The 15,413-nt window shown below is 69.6% G+C and carries 8 protein-coding genes, 1 tRNA gene and 1 pseudogene; 8 read left to right on the forward strand and 2 right to left on the reverse strand.

The features are described 5' to 3' along the window. The first annotated feature begins 68 nt into the window (after nucleotides 1-68). The gene (gene glmS / locus ACFZBB_RS02865; protein WP_355336985.1) at nucleotides 69-1,883 is read left to right on the forward strand and encodes a glutamine--fructose-6-phosphate transaminase (isomerizing); all 1,815 of its coding nucleotides are present in this window, start codon (nucleotides 69-71) and stop codon (nucleotides 1,881-1,883) included. 221 nt (nucleotides 1,884-2,104) lie between these two features. On the opposite strand, the gene ACFZBB_RS02870 is transcribed toward glmS, so the two are convergent. After that, nucleotides 2,105-2,626 (reverse strand): universal stress protein, encoded by a 522-nt coding sequence (locus tag ACFZBB_RS02870; RefSeq protein WP_355336983.1) that lies wholly within the window; start codon nucleotides 2,624-2,626, stop codon nucleotides 2,105-2,107. 831 nt (nucleotides 2,627-3,457) lie between these two features. Here ACFZBB_RS02870 and ACFZBB_RS02875 point away from each other — a divergent pair. The 3 genes from ACFZBB_RS02875 (at nucleotide 3,458) to ACFZBB_RS02885 (ending at nucleotide 5,576) form a co-directional block, all read left to right on the forward strand. Continuing rightward, nucleotides 3,458-4,756, forward strand: coding sequence for a helix-turn-helix domain-containing protein (locus tag ACFZBB_RS02875; protein ID WP_391117099.1), 1,299 nt, complete (start codon nucleotides 3,458-3,460; stop codon nucleotides 4,754-4,756). 5 nt (nucleotides 4,757-4,761) lie between these two features. Continuing rightward, nucleotides 4,762-5,364 (forward strand): oligoribonuclease, encoded by a 603-nt coding sequence (gene orn / locus ACFZBB_RS02880; RefSeq protein ID WP_355336979.1) that lies wholly within the window; start codon nucleotides 4,762-4,764, stop codon nucleotides 5,362-5,364. A gap of 136 nt (nucleotides 5,365-5,500) precedes the next feature. Further along, nucleotides 5,501-5,576 (forward strand) — tRNA-His (locus ACFZBB_RS02885). A 78-nt stretch (nucleotides 5,577-5,654) separates the two neighbouring features. Here ACFZBB_RS02885 and ACFZBB_RS02890 read toward each other — a convergent pair. After that, nucleotides 5,655-8,582: a glycoside hydrolase family 48 protein gene (locus tag ACFZBB_RS02890; protein ID WP_391117101.1), complete on the reverse strand. Its 2,928-nt coding sequence runs from the start codon at nucleotides 8,580-8,582 to the stop codon at nucleotides 5,655-5,657. Between the two features lie 264 nt (nucleotides 8,583-8,846). Here ACFZBB_RS02890 and ACFZBB_RS02895 point away from each other — a divergent pair, with 264 nt between their 5' ends. The 4 genes and pseudogenes from ACFZBB_RS02895 to ACFZBB_RS02910 all read left to right on the forward strand — a co-directional run bounded on the left by ACFZBB_RS02895 (nucleotide 8,847) and on the right by ACFZBB_RS02910 (nucleotide 15,344). Continuing rightward, nucleotides 8,847-10,394, forward strand: a complete 1,548-nt coding sequence (locus ACFZBB_RS02895; protein WP_391117103.1) for a cellulose binding domain-containing protein — start codon at nucleotides 8,847-8,849, stop codon at nucleotides 10,392-10,394. 295 nt (nucleotides 10,395-10,689) lie between these two features. Then, on the forward strand, nucleotides 10,690-12,489 hold the full coding sequence (locus tag ACFZBB_RS02900; protein ID WP_391046937.1) for a discoidin domain-containing protein: 1,800 nt from the start codon (nucleotides 10,690-10,692) through the stop codon (nucleotides 12,487-12,489). Between the two features lie 456 nt (nucleotides 12,490-12,945). Next, nucleotides 12,946-14,100, forward strand: a complete 1,155-nt coding sequence (locus ACFZBB_RS02905) for an alpha-lytic protease prodomain-containing protein (RefSeq protein WP_391117105.1) — start codon at nucleotides 12,946-12,948, stop codon at nucleotides 14,098-14,100. Between the two features lie 201 nt (nucleotides 14,101-14,301). Then, nucleotides 14,302-15,344: pseudogene (locus ACFZBB_RS02910) on the forward strand (glycosyltransferase family 4 protein). Nucleotides 15,345-15,413 lie beyond the last annotated feature (69 nt).

Here is a 15,413-nt window from a genome sequence, read left to right on the forward strand (position 1 = left end):
CCGGGACAGGGCACCCGGGGCCGAAAAAGAACAGAACACGGACAGACACAGGGACGAGGGACGACCATATGTGCGGAATCGTCGGATACATCGGCAGGCGTGACGTGGCACCGCTGCTCCTCGAAGGGTTGCAGCGGCTGGAGTACCGGGGTTACGACTCCGCGGGCGTCGTGATCACCGGAAAGTCCGGCGAGCTGAGGACCGTGAAGGCCAAGGGCCGGGTGCGCGAGCTGGAAGCCCGCATCCCCAAGCGCTTCGCGGGCACCACCGGCATCGCGCACACCCGCTGGGCCACCCACGGCGCCCCGAGCGACCACAACGCGCACCCGCACCTCGACGGGGACAGCAAGGTCGCGATCGTCCACAACGGGATCATCGACAACGCGTCCGAGCTGCGCGCCAAGCTCTCCGCCGACGGCGTCACCTTCGCCTCGGAGACCGACACCGAGGTGCTGGCCCACCTGATCGGCCGCGCCCAGGCGGAGACCCTGGAAGAGAAGGTCCGCGAGGCGCTGCGCTCGGTCGAGGGCACCTACGGCCTCGCCGTCCTGCACCGGGACTTCGCCGACCGTATCGTCGTGGCCCGCAACGGCTCCCCCGTCGTCCTCGGCATCGGCGAGAAGGAGATGTTCGTCGCCTCCGACGTCGCCGCGCTCGTCGCCCACACCCGCCAGGTGGTCACCTTGCAGGACGGCGAGATGGCGACCCTCAAGGCCGACGACTTCCGCACGTACACCACCGAGGGCTCGCTGACCACGGCGACGCCGACCACCGTGGAGTGGGAGGCCGAGTCGTACGACATGGGCGGCCACGACACGTACATGCACAAGGAGATCTCCGAGCAGGCGGAGGCGGTCGACCGCGTGCTGCGCGGCCGGATCGACGACCGGTTCTCCACCGTGCACCTGGGCGGCCTGAACCTGGAGCCGGGCGAGGCCCGCCGGGTGCGCCGGATCAAGATCCTCGGCTGCGGCACCAGCTACCACGCCGGGCAGATCGGCGCCGGGCTGATCGAGGAACTGGCCCGTATCCCCGCGGACGCCGAGCCCGCCTCGGAATTCCGCTACCGCAACCCGGTGGTCGACCCCGACACCCTCTATGTCGCGGTCTCCCAGTCCGGCGAGACGTACGACGTGCTGGCCGCCGTCCAGGAGCTCAAGCGCAAGGGCGCGCGGGTGCTGGGCGTGGTCAACGTGGTCGGCTCGGCCATCGCCCGCGAGGCGGACGGCGGCACCTATGTGCACGCCGGGCCCGAGGTCTGCGTGGTGTCCACCAAGTGCTTCACCAACACCGTGGTCGCCTTCGCGCTGCTCGCCCTGCACCTGGGCCGGATCCGCGACCTGTCGGTGGCCGACGGCAAGCGGATCATCGAGGGCCTGCGCCGGCTGCCCGGCCAGATCGACGAGATCCTGAAGACCGAGCCGGAGATCAAGGCGCTGGCCAGGCGGTACGCGGACGCCAAGTCGATGCTGTTCATCGGGCGGGTACGCGGCTACCCGGTGGCCCGCGAGGCGTCGCTGAAGCTCAAGGAGGTCTCGTACATCCACGCGGAGGCGTACCCGGCCTCGGAGCTGAAGCACGGGCCGCTGGCCCTGATCGACCCGTCCATGCCGACGGTCGCGATCGTGCCGGACGACGACCTGCTGGAGAAGAACCGGGCGGCCCTGGAGGAGATCAAGGCCCGCAGCGGGCGCATCCTCGCGGTGGCGCACCAGCCGCAGGAGAAGGCCGACGACACCATCGTCGTACCGAAGAACGAGAACGAGCTGGACCCGATCCTGATGGGCATCCCGCTCCAGCTCTTCGCGTACCACACGGCCCTCGCGCTGGGCCGGGACATCGACAAGCCGCGTAACCTGGCGAAGTCCGTGACCGTCGAGTAGCCGAGCGATCGGCTCGTCGCCGGTCGCGCATACGGCGAAGGCCCCCGCCAGCCCGGCGGGGGCCTTCGTAAATGTCCGCACGGGACGAATCCGCACGAGGCAATTCCACACGGGACGAATCCGCACGGAACAATTCCCCACAGAACGATTCCACGCACAACAATCCCGTACGGAACGATCCCGCGCGGGACGTGCGAACGGCCGCCTCGCCCCGCCGCGCCCTACGGAATGACCACCACGGGCCGCTGCGCCCGCCGCGCGAGCCGCCCGGCGACCGAGCCGAAGATCCGGCCGACCAGGCCGTGCGTACCGCCCACCACGATGGCGTCGGCCTCGTACTCCCGGCCGACCTCCTCCAACTCGTGGCAGATGTCGCCGCCGCGCTCCACCAACACCCAGGAGATCTCGGCGAGGTGGTCCGCGCAGGCCAGTTCGAGGCCGAGGACTTCGGTGCGGTGGTCGGGCACGTCCACGAAGACCGGCGGTTCGCAGCCCGCCCACACGGTGGCCGGAAGCCGGTTGGCGACATGCACGATGATCAGCGCGGAGTGCGTCCTGCGGGCCATGCCGATGGCGTAGGACAGGGCGCGCTCGCTGGAGAGGGAACCGTCGAAGCCCACCACGACCCCGTGCCGGAAGGCAGGATCGCAGGCGTGCCGCAGCGCTGGGGCCTGCTCGGGCAGCGCCGCCGACTCGGCGAGCGGCCTGCCGTCGGCGGGCTCGGGAAACTCATGACCGGCCATGATGCGGATTCTCGGCGAGGGCGGCGCTGACGCGCCGAGCGGCGGACAAGGACGGTACGTGCGGGGCGGGCCGCCGGAACCAGCCGGTTTCGGCCAGTTCGCCACTTCCCGTCCCACTGACTCCAGAGTACGGCCGCGGAGACCGCCTGCACAGGCTTGCCGGGGCTCCAGAGCCCTGTCGTACCCGGCAGGTACCCGGAGTTTCCGGAAGAATGCCGGAGCCGGGCCCAGAGCGCAACGCCATCACGCCAACCGGCGGCACGGTTCAGCGCACCGGCGCACCGTGGGGGCGCATCGGGATCACCCGTCCGTGGCTCTTCCGGAACGCCTCGGAACCCCGTCGGAGGGACCTCGGACCGGTGCGCCGGACACCTCCGGCGCACGTGAACGACGTGTTCGGGCTCCGGCAGGCGCGCGGGTCGGCCGCGCGCCGCGCACCGCTCCCCGCACGCGATGGGCGCACCACCCGGCGCCCTTTACGCACACCGGCCCGCCGAACGACGTTTTTCGGCCAACTTCTCTTCCTTGCGCGCCGATTGGGCTTCCGGATCATTAACACCCCCACCACCTGCGGTTCTACGATGCCCAAAGACGCGGAGGGGGCGTTTGGTGGCCCGTGTGGCGGGAGGCGTACTTCCCAGCGGGCTCAGCGAGTGAAACGCTTCGTGATCGAATGCTTTACGCCACGTTGTCTTGTCGACTTAGCGTCAGATGGTGAACTAGTCACTAACGCCCCACCTGACACAGTAGATTTGATCATGGGTGGCCTCATGGGGGAAAACATGCAGGACCGAGGGGACGACGCGTCGATTCGAGGGGGGCTTGAGCTCCATGAGCCAGGAGTCCAGTTCCGTTACGGCGGCGGACAGTCCGTCGCAAGCACCATCGGCATCGCCTCGCGCCATTCGTAAACTTTCCGCGCGACGCCGACCGGAAGTCGTCGCTGTGCTGCTCTTCAGCGGCGGACCGATCTTCGAGAGCTCCATACCGCTCTCGGTCTTCGGCATAGACCGGCAGGACGCGGGCGTGCCCCGCTACCGGCTGCTGGTCTGCGCCGGGGAGGACGGCCCGCTGCGGACCACCGGCGGACTCGAACTGACCGCGCCCTACGGCCTGGAGGCACTCTCCAGGGCCGGCACGGTCGTCGTGCCCACCTGGCGCTCGATCTCCCAGGCACCGCCGCCCGAGGCGCTGGACGCGATCCGCCGCGCCCACGAGGAGGGTGCCCGGATCATCGGACTGTGCACCGGCGCCTTCGTGCTGGCCGCCGCCGGGCTGCTGGACGGCCGCCCGGCCACCACGCACTGGATGTACGCGCCCACGCTCGCCAAACGGTATCCCTCGGTGCACGTGGACCCCAGGGAACTGTTCGTGGACGACGGGGACGTCCTCACCTCCGCGGGTACCGCCGCCGGGATCGACCTGTGCCTGCACGTGGTGCGCACCGACCATGGCGGCGAGGCCGCGGCCGCGCTGGCCAGACGCCTGGTCGTACCGCCCCGCCGGGCGGACTGGCAGACCGGTCAGCGACACCTCGACCGGTCTTTACCCGAGGAGATCGGCGCCGACCCGCTGGCCGAGGTCGTCGCCTGGGCGCTGGAGCATCTTCACGAGCAGTTCGACGTCGAGGCGCTGGCCGCGCGCGCGTACATGAGCCGTCGGACGTTCGACCGGCGGTTCCGCTCGCTCACCGGCAGCGCGCCGTTGCAGTGGCTGATCACCCAACGGGTGCTCCAGGCGCAGCGGCTGCTGGAGACGTCGGACTACTCGGTCGACGAGGTGGCGGGCCGCTGCGGCTTCCGCTCGCCCGTCGCACTGCGCGGGCACTTCCGGCGGCAGCTCGGCTCCTCCCCCGCGTCCTACCGGGCGGCCTACCGCGCCCGCAGGCCGCAGGACGAGCCGGACCGCACGCCGCCCGCACCCGACCTGCCGCCGCCCCGGCGCGGCCCGGTCTCCCAGATCCTGGCCGCGCCCGGCAAGACGGACAGTGACGCCTACGTCGCCGCCCGTGTGCCCGAGCAGCCCGGCAGCAGGGCCGACGCGGCCGAGAGCGCGTCCCGGGGCCGACTGCGCGCCTCACGCGGCCTGGGCGCCGCACTGCCCGGCTCACGGGATCGCCCCGTAGGGTGAGGCGTATGAACGACCGGATGGTGTGGATCGACTGTGAGATGACCGGGCTGTCGCTGGCCCACGACGCGCTGATCGAGGTGGCCGCGCTCGTCACGGACTCCGAGCTGAATGTGCTCGGGGACGGGGTGGACGTGGTCATCCGACCGCCCGACGAGGCGCTCGTGACCATGCCGGACATCGTGCGGGAGATGCACACCTCCTCCGGTCTGCTGGAGGAGCTGCCCGGCGGGATCACGCTCGAAGAGGCCGAGAAGATCGTGCTGGGGTACGTGCGCGAGCATGTGGCCGAGCCGCGCAAGGCGCCGCTGTGCGGGAATTCGGTCTCCACCGACCGCGGCTTCCTCGCGCGCGACATGGGGACCCTGGAGCAGCACCTGCACTACCGGATCGTGGACGTCTCCTCGATCAAGGAACTGGCCCGCCGCTGGTACCCGCGCGCGTACTTCAACAGCCCGGAGAAGAACGGCAACCACCGGGCGCTGGCCGACATCCGCGAGTCGATCGCGGAGCTGCGCTACTACCGCGAGGCGGTCTTCGTCCCCCAGCCGGGGCCGGACACCGACACCGTGCGGGCCATCGCGGCCAAGCACGTCCTGCCCGCGGAGTAGCGCGGCCGGAAGGCCCTGCTGAGCGGCCGGGAAAGGCCGCGGAGAGCGGACGCGAAAGCTCGCCAAAAGGGATGCGCGAGCACGCCCCCGCACCCTGTACACTTCTTCAGGTCGGCGCCTGAAAGCGCCGGACATGGTGGGTGTAGCTCAGTTGGTAGAGCACCTGGTTGTGGTCCAGGTGGCCGCGGGTTCAAGTCCCGTCACTCACCCCATACGAGAGGCCCGGTCCGCGGAAGCGGTCCGGGCCTCTCGCGTGACTCACGTCACATCAGGGGTGGTCGTACGCCGCCTCACTCGTTGAAGAGCAGCGCGTACGAGCCCATCGCCAGCGCGATGTCCGCCTGGGCCCAGAAGCGGTGGTAGGTGAAGGTCGGGGCGGCTCCTCCGCCGAGGTAGGTGGCGATCTTGGACCAGTTGGGGTCGTTCTTGTAGAAGGAACGCAGCTCCAGGAAGGTCGAGCTGGAGTTGATCTTGTCGCCGTTCGGCATGGCGCCGGAGAAGGTGGACGGGACGTAGACCGGGTCGTTGAAGCGGGAGAAGTCCGTACGGGTCTCCGGCACCGCGATGCCCAGGGCGTCCTGGTTGTTGCTCCACATGCCGTCCAGCAGCGCCTTGGCCGTGGTCTTGGCGGCGGCGTTCCCGGACTTGGCGCCGTAGTACGACAGGGTCTTGGCCAGGGCGGCGGCGACACCGAGGTCGTTGCCGTAGGCCGTGACCGTGACGTGCAGGTTGGCGTTGGCACCCGGCGAGGCGGCGTTCCAGGTGTCGGGAGCGCCGGTCCAGGCCAGGTCGGACGGGATCTTGAAGGTGCCGTCGGGGTTGATGGTGGTCTGGGAGATCGCCCAGGTCACCCACTTGTCGAGCACCGCCTTGGCCTTGGCGTCACCGGTCTGCTGGTAGTACTCGGCGACGCGCTCCATCGACCACGCCTGCATGCCGAACCACTGGTTCGACGGCGGGTCGTGGTAGACGGGCTCCCAGTCGTACGCCATCCCGTAGAAGGTCGGCGTGCCGGCCGGGGGCTGGGCGTAGGCGCCGTCCCAGCTATTGGTGGCACCGCCCGCGATGCCGCCCTCCTTGGACTGGAGCCAGGTGTAGAACTCCAACTGCCGGGTGAGGCTGGTCGACCAGTCCTGCTTGCCGGTGGCCGACTTGGGGGCCATCGCCGGGTCGGTGGTCAACGCGTAGGCCGCCAGCGGGTTCTGGTAGCCGAAGTGCGAGGCGCCGTCACCGATCCGCCAGGACCAGCCGCCGCCCGTACCGCTGGAACCGCCCCAGGCGTAGTACCAGGACAGCAGGTAGTGCTCGCTGTCCTTGCCGGTGCCCGCCGGGCAGGACGGACTCGTGCAGTTGCCGATCTTCTTGAAGTACTTGTCGAAGAACGAGTACCGCAGGTAGTCGCCCATCTTTCCGGCCTTGGCGACCGTGGTCGCCACATCGGCGCCCTTGCCCTGCGCCTTGGCCCAGGTGTCCGCCCAGTAGGCGGCCTGGATCGCGCGCGCGTCGGCGTCCGGGGCGTCGGTGTACTTCCACTGCTTGGCGTACGACGAGTCACCGGTGAACAGGTCCAGATAGCCGTTGGTGCCGCCGTACTTGAAGGCGTCGCAGGTCGGCTGCGGCACCGTCTCCCACACCGACTCCTGCGCGCCGCGCTGGAAGGTGTTGATGTACGAGGGACCGGCCGCCGTCGGGCCCAGCTCGCAGCCGCCACCGGGCGTGTCACCGAAGCCGTAGGTGTTGTCCACGTCCTGGAGCCAGTGCATGCCGTAGATGTCGGACGTGCCGTACGCCGACTTCAGCTCGTTCGCGATCGGGTCCTGACCGACCGGGACGCTCGTGTCGAGCTTGGACGGGTAGTCCGAGGGCAGCGGGTGCTCCGGCGCGTACGTGGCGGGCTTGCTCGGGTCGTAGGAGCTGGTCGTGGGCTGGTCGGCGGAGGTGGGGATCATGTACTTCTCCATCAGCGCCCAGGCCCCGTTGAACTTGCTCCAGTCCTGGGTGATCCGGCCGTACATCGCCTGGAGCCAGATCAGGTACGAGTACGCCTCCGACGTCGTCTCGTGCCCGTAGTCCGGCGCCTCCACGATCAGGGTCTCCACCGAGTGGTAGGGGATGCCCTGCGGGGAGAAGTAGCCGTTGGCCGGGTCGGTGATCTTGCCGTAGAGGTTCAGGAAGCGGGAGTCGTACGTGCCGCTGGTGCCCGTCACCTCCGTCACCGTGACGTCGGCCTTGGCGAAGCCGGTGGCGGTCGCGGAGAAGGTCGCCGCCCCGCTGCCGGTGGCCGCGGCGGCGACGGTGACCGTCTGCGCCGTGCTCCAGTTGGCGGGGGTGAAGGTCAGGCTGGCGCCGGACTTCACGGTCAGCGAGGTGTTCCCCGAGGTACGCGCGACGGCGACCGTGACATTGGCCGACGGCGCGCCGGACAGCTTGACACCGAAGGTGCCGGTGCCGCCCTGCGTGACAGAGACCTGGGTGGGCGAGGCGACGATCGAGGGCCCGGCGGCCACGTGCACGCCCACCGGGGTCGATTCGCCGGACGCGCCCAGACTGTCGTACGCCTTGGCGTAGACCGAGTAGTCACCGGCCGCGACCGCGGGCCAGGTGAAGGTGTACGGCGAGGTGGTGTCGGTGCCCAGCAGCGTGGTGTCGCTCCAGAACTCCACCTTGCTGACGGTCGCCGAGTCCGCCGCGACCGCGGTGGCCGCCAGCGGGATGCTGGCGCCGGCGGTGTACGTCGCCCCGGCCGACGGGCTGGTGAGCACGGTGAGCGGTGGCTGGTGAGCGCCCCCGCATACGGTGCCGTTGACGGCGAAAGCGGTCGGCGCCGCGTTCGTACCGCTGTAGTTGAAGTTGGCGCTCGTGGTCACACCGGCGTTCGGCGCGATCGTCTTGTTCCAGTCGAGCGATTTGACGGTGACGTTCTTCCCGGTCTGCGACCAGGTGCCGTTCCAGCCGCTCTGGAGCGTCTGGTTGCCGGCGTAGGCGTACGTCAGTGTCCAGCCGTCGATCGCGGCCGTACCGCGGTTGGTGATGGTGGCGTTGGCGGTGAAGCCCGAACCCCAGTCGTTGGCCGAGTAGTCGACGCTGCACTGGAGAGTGTCCGCGTGGGCGACGGTTCCGCCGCCGGCCACGGTCAGGGCGAGCGGCAGGGACAGCGCGACGGCGAAAGCCGTCACCAGCCTGCGGATCCGCTTGCTGAACGGTCTTCCTCTGGGCATGCGAGAAGCCCTCCTCGCGGTTCTGTGGGGGGATGGAAACATCTGAACCAGTGGGAGCGCTCCCACAATCAAGGCGCTGTGAGCGCACTGTCAAGAGGTGAAGCAGAACGGCATGTTCATGCCGCTATCACCGGGGAGTCGCTACAGAAGTCGACACGGTCGTCACCGAACCCCTACCGCCCTCGCCGACTTGCCGCTATGGTCTGCGGCGGACCAGTGGGAGCGCGTCCACTTCTCGATCCCCCCACTTACGAGGAGTCGCACATGCGACGACCCACGCGCACCGCGGCATTCGGGATCGCGGCCGTCACGACGGCCGCGACCGCCGCCGCGCTACTACCCGCCGCGCTGGGCGCTACCGCGTCGGGTGCCGCCCCCGCATGTTCGGTGGCCTACTCGGTGACCAGCCAGTGGGACGCCGGATTCCAGGGCGATGTGGTGATCACCAACAACGCCGCCGCCACGACCAGTTGGAATCTGAGCTTCGACTTCCCCGGCAGCCAGAAGGTAACCCAGGGCTGGAACGGCACCTGGACCCAGTCCGGCAAGACCGTCAGCGTCGCCTCGATGTCGTACAACGGGACGATCGCCACGGGCGGTTCGGTGAGCGCCGGATTCCTGGCCAACTGGTCGGGCTCCAACCCGGCGCCGACGGTCTTCAAGCTCAACGGGACCACGTGCAATGTGGACGGCACGACGCCGCCCACCACGCCCCCGACGACCCCGCCCACGACTCCCCCCACCACGCCCCCGACCACACCGCCCACAACACCGCCGACGACTCCGCCCGGTGGTGACACCGCGCCGCCCAAGCTGCACGTCTCCGGCAACCAGCTCGTCGACTCCACCGGCAAGAACGTCGTGCTGCACGGCGTCAACCGCTCCGGCACCGAGTTCATGTGCGCGCAGGGCTACGGCGTCTTCGACGGCCCGGTGGACGACGCGGCGATCGACGCGATCAAGAGCTGGCACGTCACAGCGGTCCGCGTCCCGCTCAACGAGGACTGCTGGCAGGGCCTTTCATACGTGCCCGCCGCGTACGGCGGCGCCAACTACATCTCGGCGATCACCGGCTGGGTCAACCGGCTGGTCGCGCACGGCATCACGCCGATCGTGGAGCTGCACTGGAGCCACGGCACGTACACCGGCAACTCGGCGGGCTGCTCGGACGTCAACGCGACCTGCCAGAAGCCGATGCCGGACGCGCAGTACGCGATCCCGTTCTGGACCGGGGTGGCCAACGCGTTCAAGAACAACACCTCGGTGGTCTTCGACCTGTTCAACGAGCCCTACCCGGACCGTGCCACCTCCACCACCGAGCAGGCGTGGACCTGCTGGCGGGACGGCGGCACCTGCCCGGGGATCGGCTACCAGGTGGCCGGCATGCAGTCGATGATCAACGCGGTACGCGGCACCGGCGCGCAGAACGTGATCCTGGCGGGCGGTCTGGCGTACTCCAACGACCTGACCGGCTGGCTGGCGCACAAGCCCACGGACCCGACGGGAAATCTGGGTGCCTCGCTCCACGTCTACAACTTCAACACCTGCTCCTCGGCGGCCTGCTGGGACTCCCAGGTCGCGCCGGTCGCGGCGCAGGTCCCGCTGGTGGCCGGTGAGATCGGCGAGAACACCTGCTCGCACGGCTTCATCGACCAGTTCATGAACTGGCTGGACGCGCACAAGCTGTCGTACCTGGGGTGGACCTGGAACAACTGGGACTGCTCCTCGGGACCGTCGCTGATCTCGGCATACGACGGGACGCCGACGGCGTACGGGATCGGGCTGCGCGATCACCTGGCGTCGCTGGGGTAACCCGGTGACGTGACGAGCCGGAGCGGTCCCGCGCATGGATGGCGTGTGCGGGGCCGCTCCTTCGCGCCGCGCGGGAGTGCGCGGCGCGAGCGACGGCGCGCGGGGTGTGAGCTGCGGGTTCGGCGTCCGCTCGCGTTCGGTTCTCGAAATCGGGCAAGGGGCCAACTGACCATTATTGAACAACTCATTGACGCGGCTGTTCGGCGCTTGTAAACATCACCTCGCCGGGAGAGCGCTCTCAACTCCGGCTCCCTCCGGCCTCCATCACGGACCCCCACCCGGTTGAGGAGAACACATGTCAGGCAGCACTACCCTGTCGGTGCGCCAGCGGCCATGGCGCGGCGGGCGCCGGCCGGTACTGATCTTCACCGTCCTCGCGGCACTGCTGGCGAGCCTGGCGCTCGTCTGGACCCAGTCCCCGGCCCGCGCCGCGGACACCCTGCTCTCCCAGGGCAAGCCGGCCACCGCGTCCTCGACGGAGAACGCGGGCACGCCCGCGTCGGCCGCCGTGGACGGCAACACCGGCACCCGCTGGTCGAGCGCCGCCGCCGATCCGCAGTGGCTCCAGGTCGACCTCGGCTCCTCGCAGACGATCACCTCCGTCGCCCTCAACTGGGAGGCGGCGTACGCGAAATCCTTCAAGATCCAGACGTCGGCCAACGGCACGACCTGGACCGACATCTACTCCACCACCACCGGCACGGGCGGCAATCAAACGCTGACCGTAAACGGTTCCGGGCGCTATGTCAGGGTCTACGGCACGGTCCGCGCCACCCAGTACGGCTACTCCCTGTGGGAGTTCCAGGTGTACGGCAACGGCGGTACGACGCCGCCCGCCGCCTGCGGTACGGCCAACGCCGCGCTGAACCACCCGGCCACCGCGTCCTCCACCGAGAACGCGACCACCCCCGCCTCGGCGGCGGTCGACGGCAACACCGGCACCCGCTGGTCCAGCGCCTTCGGCGATCCGCAGTGGCTCCAGGTCGACCTCGGCTCCTCGCAGACCATCTGCAAGGTCGGCCTCAACTGGGAGGCGGCGTACGCCACCGGCTTCCAGATCCAGGTGTCCGACAGCGGTACCGGCGGCTGGACGAACATCTACTCCACCACCACCGGGACCGGCGGCGTCCAGGCGCTCAACGTCACCGGCACCGGCCGCTACCTGCGGGTCAACGGCACCGCCCGCGCCACCGCGTACGGCTACTCGCTGTGGGAGCTGACCGTCAACACCACGGGCGGCGGCACCACGACTCCCCCCACCACACCGCCCAGTGACAGCTTCTGGGGCACGACGGACGACATTCCGGCCGCGCACAATGTGATGGAACTGAAGATCCTCAACCGGACCAACGGCCAGTACCCGGACAGCCAGGTGTACTGGAGCTTCAACGGCACGGTCCACTCGATCGCCGAGCAGCCGTACTTCGACATGCCGGCGAACTCCTCGGGCCGGATGTACTTCTACCTCGGCTCGCCGAACAGCCAGTACTACGACTTCATCGAGTTCACCATCGGCGCCAACGTCTTCAACGGGAACACCACCCGGGTCGACGCCTGGGGCCTGCCGCTGGCCATCCGGCTGCACACGCACGACGGCCAGGACGTCCAGCTCGGTGACAGCCAGGATCTGTTCAACCAGAGCCGGGAGGCGACCTTCGCGCAGTTCCAGGCCGCCGTACCGCAGCAGTTCAAGGTGCTGGCCCAGACCCAGGCCCCGTACCGGATCATCGCGCCGGGAAGCGACCCGAGCTTCCGCGCGGGCGGCGCGAACGCCAACTACTTCACGGCGTACGCCAATTCGGTCGGTGTCAACGAGCCCACGTCCAACATCTTCGGCTGCGCGGGCTCGCTGGCGGGCAACCCCGGCATGTGCGCCGCGCTCAACCGGCACACCGCCAACCTCCCGTCCAGCCAGTGGGAGGACCCGACCAAGTTCTACACGGGCGGCGACCCGGCCAACTGGTACGCCAAGTTCTGGCACGACCACGCGATCAACCACCTCGCCTACGGGTTCCCGTACGACGACGTGGCCGGGCAGGCCGCGTACGCCTCGCTCCAGAACCCGCAGTGGATGGAGATCGCGGTGGGCTGGTAGCACCGGCTGCCGCTCCTTCCTTCTCACCGTTCTTTTCTCCTCCCCCCACAAGCCGGGGGCGGGCGGCGGCCGTTAATGGCCGTCGGCCGCCCCCGGCGGCGCGTCCGGGTCCGGGACCGGCGGCGGGTCCAGGTCCGGGTCCGGACGCGCGTCCGGGTCGAGGTCGGCGGCGGGTCCAAGTCCCGTGGCGTGTCAGGGCCGGCGGCGCGCGGGCCCGGCTTCTTTGCGACTCGGATATCTCGCCATGGCGGATGTTTTACCTCCGGATATCCGTGGACGAAACGGGTGTTACGTCTGAGGCGGTGTTGACATGTGCTCGACATCGTTTGATGGTGGGGGACGGCCGGTGGTGAGAGCGCTCTCGTGCGGTTGGGCGCGCTGGGCTGTCGGGCGCTGTTCGAGTGTGTTGTCCCCCCACGATTTCTCGCTCGCGAGAAGGTGCAAAGGAGCGCGTCGATGCGACGTATGACTCGTACGGGCTGGTGTCTGTCCGCCGTAGTGGCTTTGGGAGTAGGGGCGTTGGGGCTGGCGCCGGTGACCTCGGCGTCGGCCTCGGAACCGTTGTCGCCGGGACTGGTGAGCGCCATGCAGCGGGACCTGGGGCTGACCCAGACGCAGGCGACCGCGCGGCTGAAGGCCGAGGCGACGGCGACCACGCTGGCGCCCACCGCCCGGCGCGCGGCCGGAAAGGCGTTCGGCGGCGAGTGGTTCGACGCCGCCTCCGGCAAGCTGGTGGTGGGGGTGACCGACAGCGCCGCGACCAAGGCCGTACGCGCGACCGGCGCTTCGACGGTGAAGGTCGCGCACACCGCGGCCGCGCTGGACTCGGCCAAGGCCGGGCTCGACACCGCGGCCAAGTCGACGGCCGGTGCGCCCGCCGCGGTGCGGAGCTGGCGCGTCGACGTCACGACCAACCGCGTCGTCGCCGACGTACAGGCGGGCGCGGAGAACCGCGCGGACGTGGCGGCCTTCCTCGCGCCCGCCCGCGCCGCCGGGCTGCTGACCGTCAAGGCCGACAACTCCCCCGCGCCCAGCACCTTCTCGGCCGGGACCGTCGGCGGTGACCCGTACTACATCAACGGCAACACCCGCTGCTCCATAGGCTTCTCGGTGGTCGGCGGCTTCGTCAGCGCCGGGCACTGCGGCACGCCGGGCAGCTCCGTGGCCGGCTGGGACGGCTCGGCGATGGGCACCTTCGTCGGCTCCACCTTCCCCGGCAACGACTACTCCTACATCTCCATCGGCAACGGCTGGTGGACCGTCCCGGTCGTCCTCGGCTGGGGCACCGTCAGCGACGTCCTGGTCCGCGGCTCCAACGTCGCCCCGGTCGGCTCGTCCATCTGCCGCTCCGGCTCCACCACCCACTGGCACTGCGGCACCGTCCTGTCCCAGGGCGACACCGTCAACTACGCCCAGGGCGCGGTCTACAGCCTGACCGGCACCAACGTCTGCGCCGAACCGGGCGACTCCGGCGGCTCGTTCATCACCGGCGACCAGGCCCAGGGCGTCACCTCCGGCGGCTGGGGCAACTGCACCAGCGGCGGCCAGACCTGGTTCCAGCCGGTCAACCCGATCCTGAGCCGCTACGGGCTGACCCTGGTCACCGCCTGACCGGATACGGGACCCGCCGCGGTCCCGGTGATGCGTGACAGCTGCGCCTGGTGCGAAGTCGGCGAGGACTTCGGCCGAGTCGGCCGAGTCGGCCGCATGTCGTGTGTCCATGCCTCTAGGGGCGTGTGAGGCGCCGGATTCTTGAAGCCCAGCCCTTTCGGGGGCGGTGGAAAGAATCCGGCGCCTCGCGCGTCCTACTCCATGTCCGGCGAGCTCTTCCTCGACCTCTACACCGGGCACCGTCCTCTGATTCCGGCACGGGCATTCATGCTGGCGGCGAGGACTGGGGAGACGGCGCTCCCGCAAGGACTGCGGAGCCTGGACGTATCCGGCAAGTGCGTCGAAGGACCTGGCTTTCCCCGTACGTCCGGGCTCTGAGTCGCGCGATCGAAGATGCTGTCAACCCTGCGGACATCAGCACGCTCCACCTGCACCACCTCGCTTTCGGCGCCTCACCGGCCCTGCTCGCTGCACTCCCGACGGCGCGGCGCGTCGCCTTGGTCCACGGCACGGACCTCCTGTACGCGGAGAAGTACACCGACCAACGCGCGGTACTCCAGCACTGTGCCGATGCGGCGGACGTGATCGTGATCCCGACCACGGCGATGGCCGACCGGCTGCTCACTCTCGCCCCTTTTGCCCGGACGAAGATCGAACACAGCCCGTGGGGTGTCCCGGACGCTCTCCTCGCCACACCGCCGGAGGCACCGCGAACGGCTCGTGCGAGCCATTTACGCCTGCTCTACGCGGGGCGTCTCACGCCGGAGAAGGGCGTGGAGAACCTGCTCCATGCTCTCGCCGTGATCCCCGACGTCGAACTGAGCGTCGCGGCACCGCCCACACCGTTCCGCGCCGCGGCACCGCTCCTCCACGAGCTCGGCGTACACGTCACCTACCTCGGCTGGCTCCGCCGCCCCCAACTGTGGAAAACCTTCCCCGACTACGACGCCCTCGTCATGCCCTCCTCCACGCTCGAAGCGATGGGCCTCGTAGCGCTGGAGGCCCAAGCCTGCGGCCTTCCCGTCATCTACCAGCCCGTGCCCGGCCTCAACGAGTCGCTGGCGGCATCAGGGCTGGCCGCCGATTTCACGAATCCGACCGCACTCGCCCGCGACATCAACCGGCTCCGTACGACCCCAGGGATGGTCGACGCCTTGCGCGAGGACGGCTACGCGAACGCCGCCCGCTACCCGCTGAGCACGACCGCCTCCGCCTTGACCGCACTCGGCTACCAGCTCGGCTGACCACCGCCGTGGCACACCGTTCGCCCACGACGGCCTCACTACGCTGGCCGGAGGGCAACCACCGGCACT

This window comes from Streptomyces sp. NPDC008139, from assembly GCF_042957025.1.
In the GTDB taxonomy this organism is placed as follows: Bacteria; Actinomycetota; Actinomycetes; order Streptomycetales; family Streptomycetaceae; genus Actinacidiphila.

Bases quoted from the DNA above. Each gene is read 5' to 3' on its own strand.
- glmS (WP_355336985.1), top strand. From the start codon at position 69: ATGTGCGGAATCGTCGGATACATCGGCAGGCGTGACGTGGCACCGCTG.
- ACFZBB_RS02870 (WP_355336983.1), bottom strand. From the start codon at position 2,626: ATGGCCGGTCATGAGTTTCCCGAGCCCGCCGACGGCAGGCCGCTCGCC.
- ACFZBB_RS02875 (WP_391117099.1), top strand. From the start codon at position 3,458: ATGAGCCAGGAGTCCAGTTCCGTTACGGCGGCGGACAGTCCGTCGCAA.
- orn (WP_355336979.1), top strand. From the start codon at position 4,762: ATGAACGACCGGATGGTGTGGATCGACTGTGAGATGACCGGGCTGTCG.
- ACFZBB_RS02890 (WP_391117101.1), bottom strand. From the start codon at position 8,582: ATGCCCAGAGGAAGACCGTTCAGCAAGCGGATCCGCAGGCTGGTGACG.
- ACFZBB_RS02895 (WP_391117103.1), top strand. From the start codon at position 8,847: ATGCGACGACCCACGCGCACCGCGGCATTCGGGATCGCGGCCGTCACG.
- ACFZBB_RS02900 (WP_391046937.1), top strand. From the start codon at position 10,690: ATGTCAGGCAGCACTACCCTGTCGGTGCGCCAGCGGCCATGGCGCGGC.
- ACFZBB_RS02905 (WP_391117105.1), top strand. From the start codon at position 12,946: ATGCGACGTATGACTCGTACGGGCTGGTGTCTGTCCGCCGTAGTGGCT.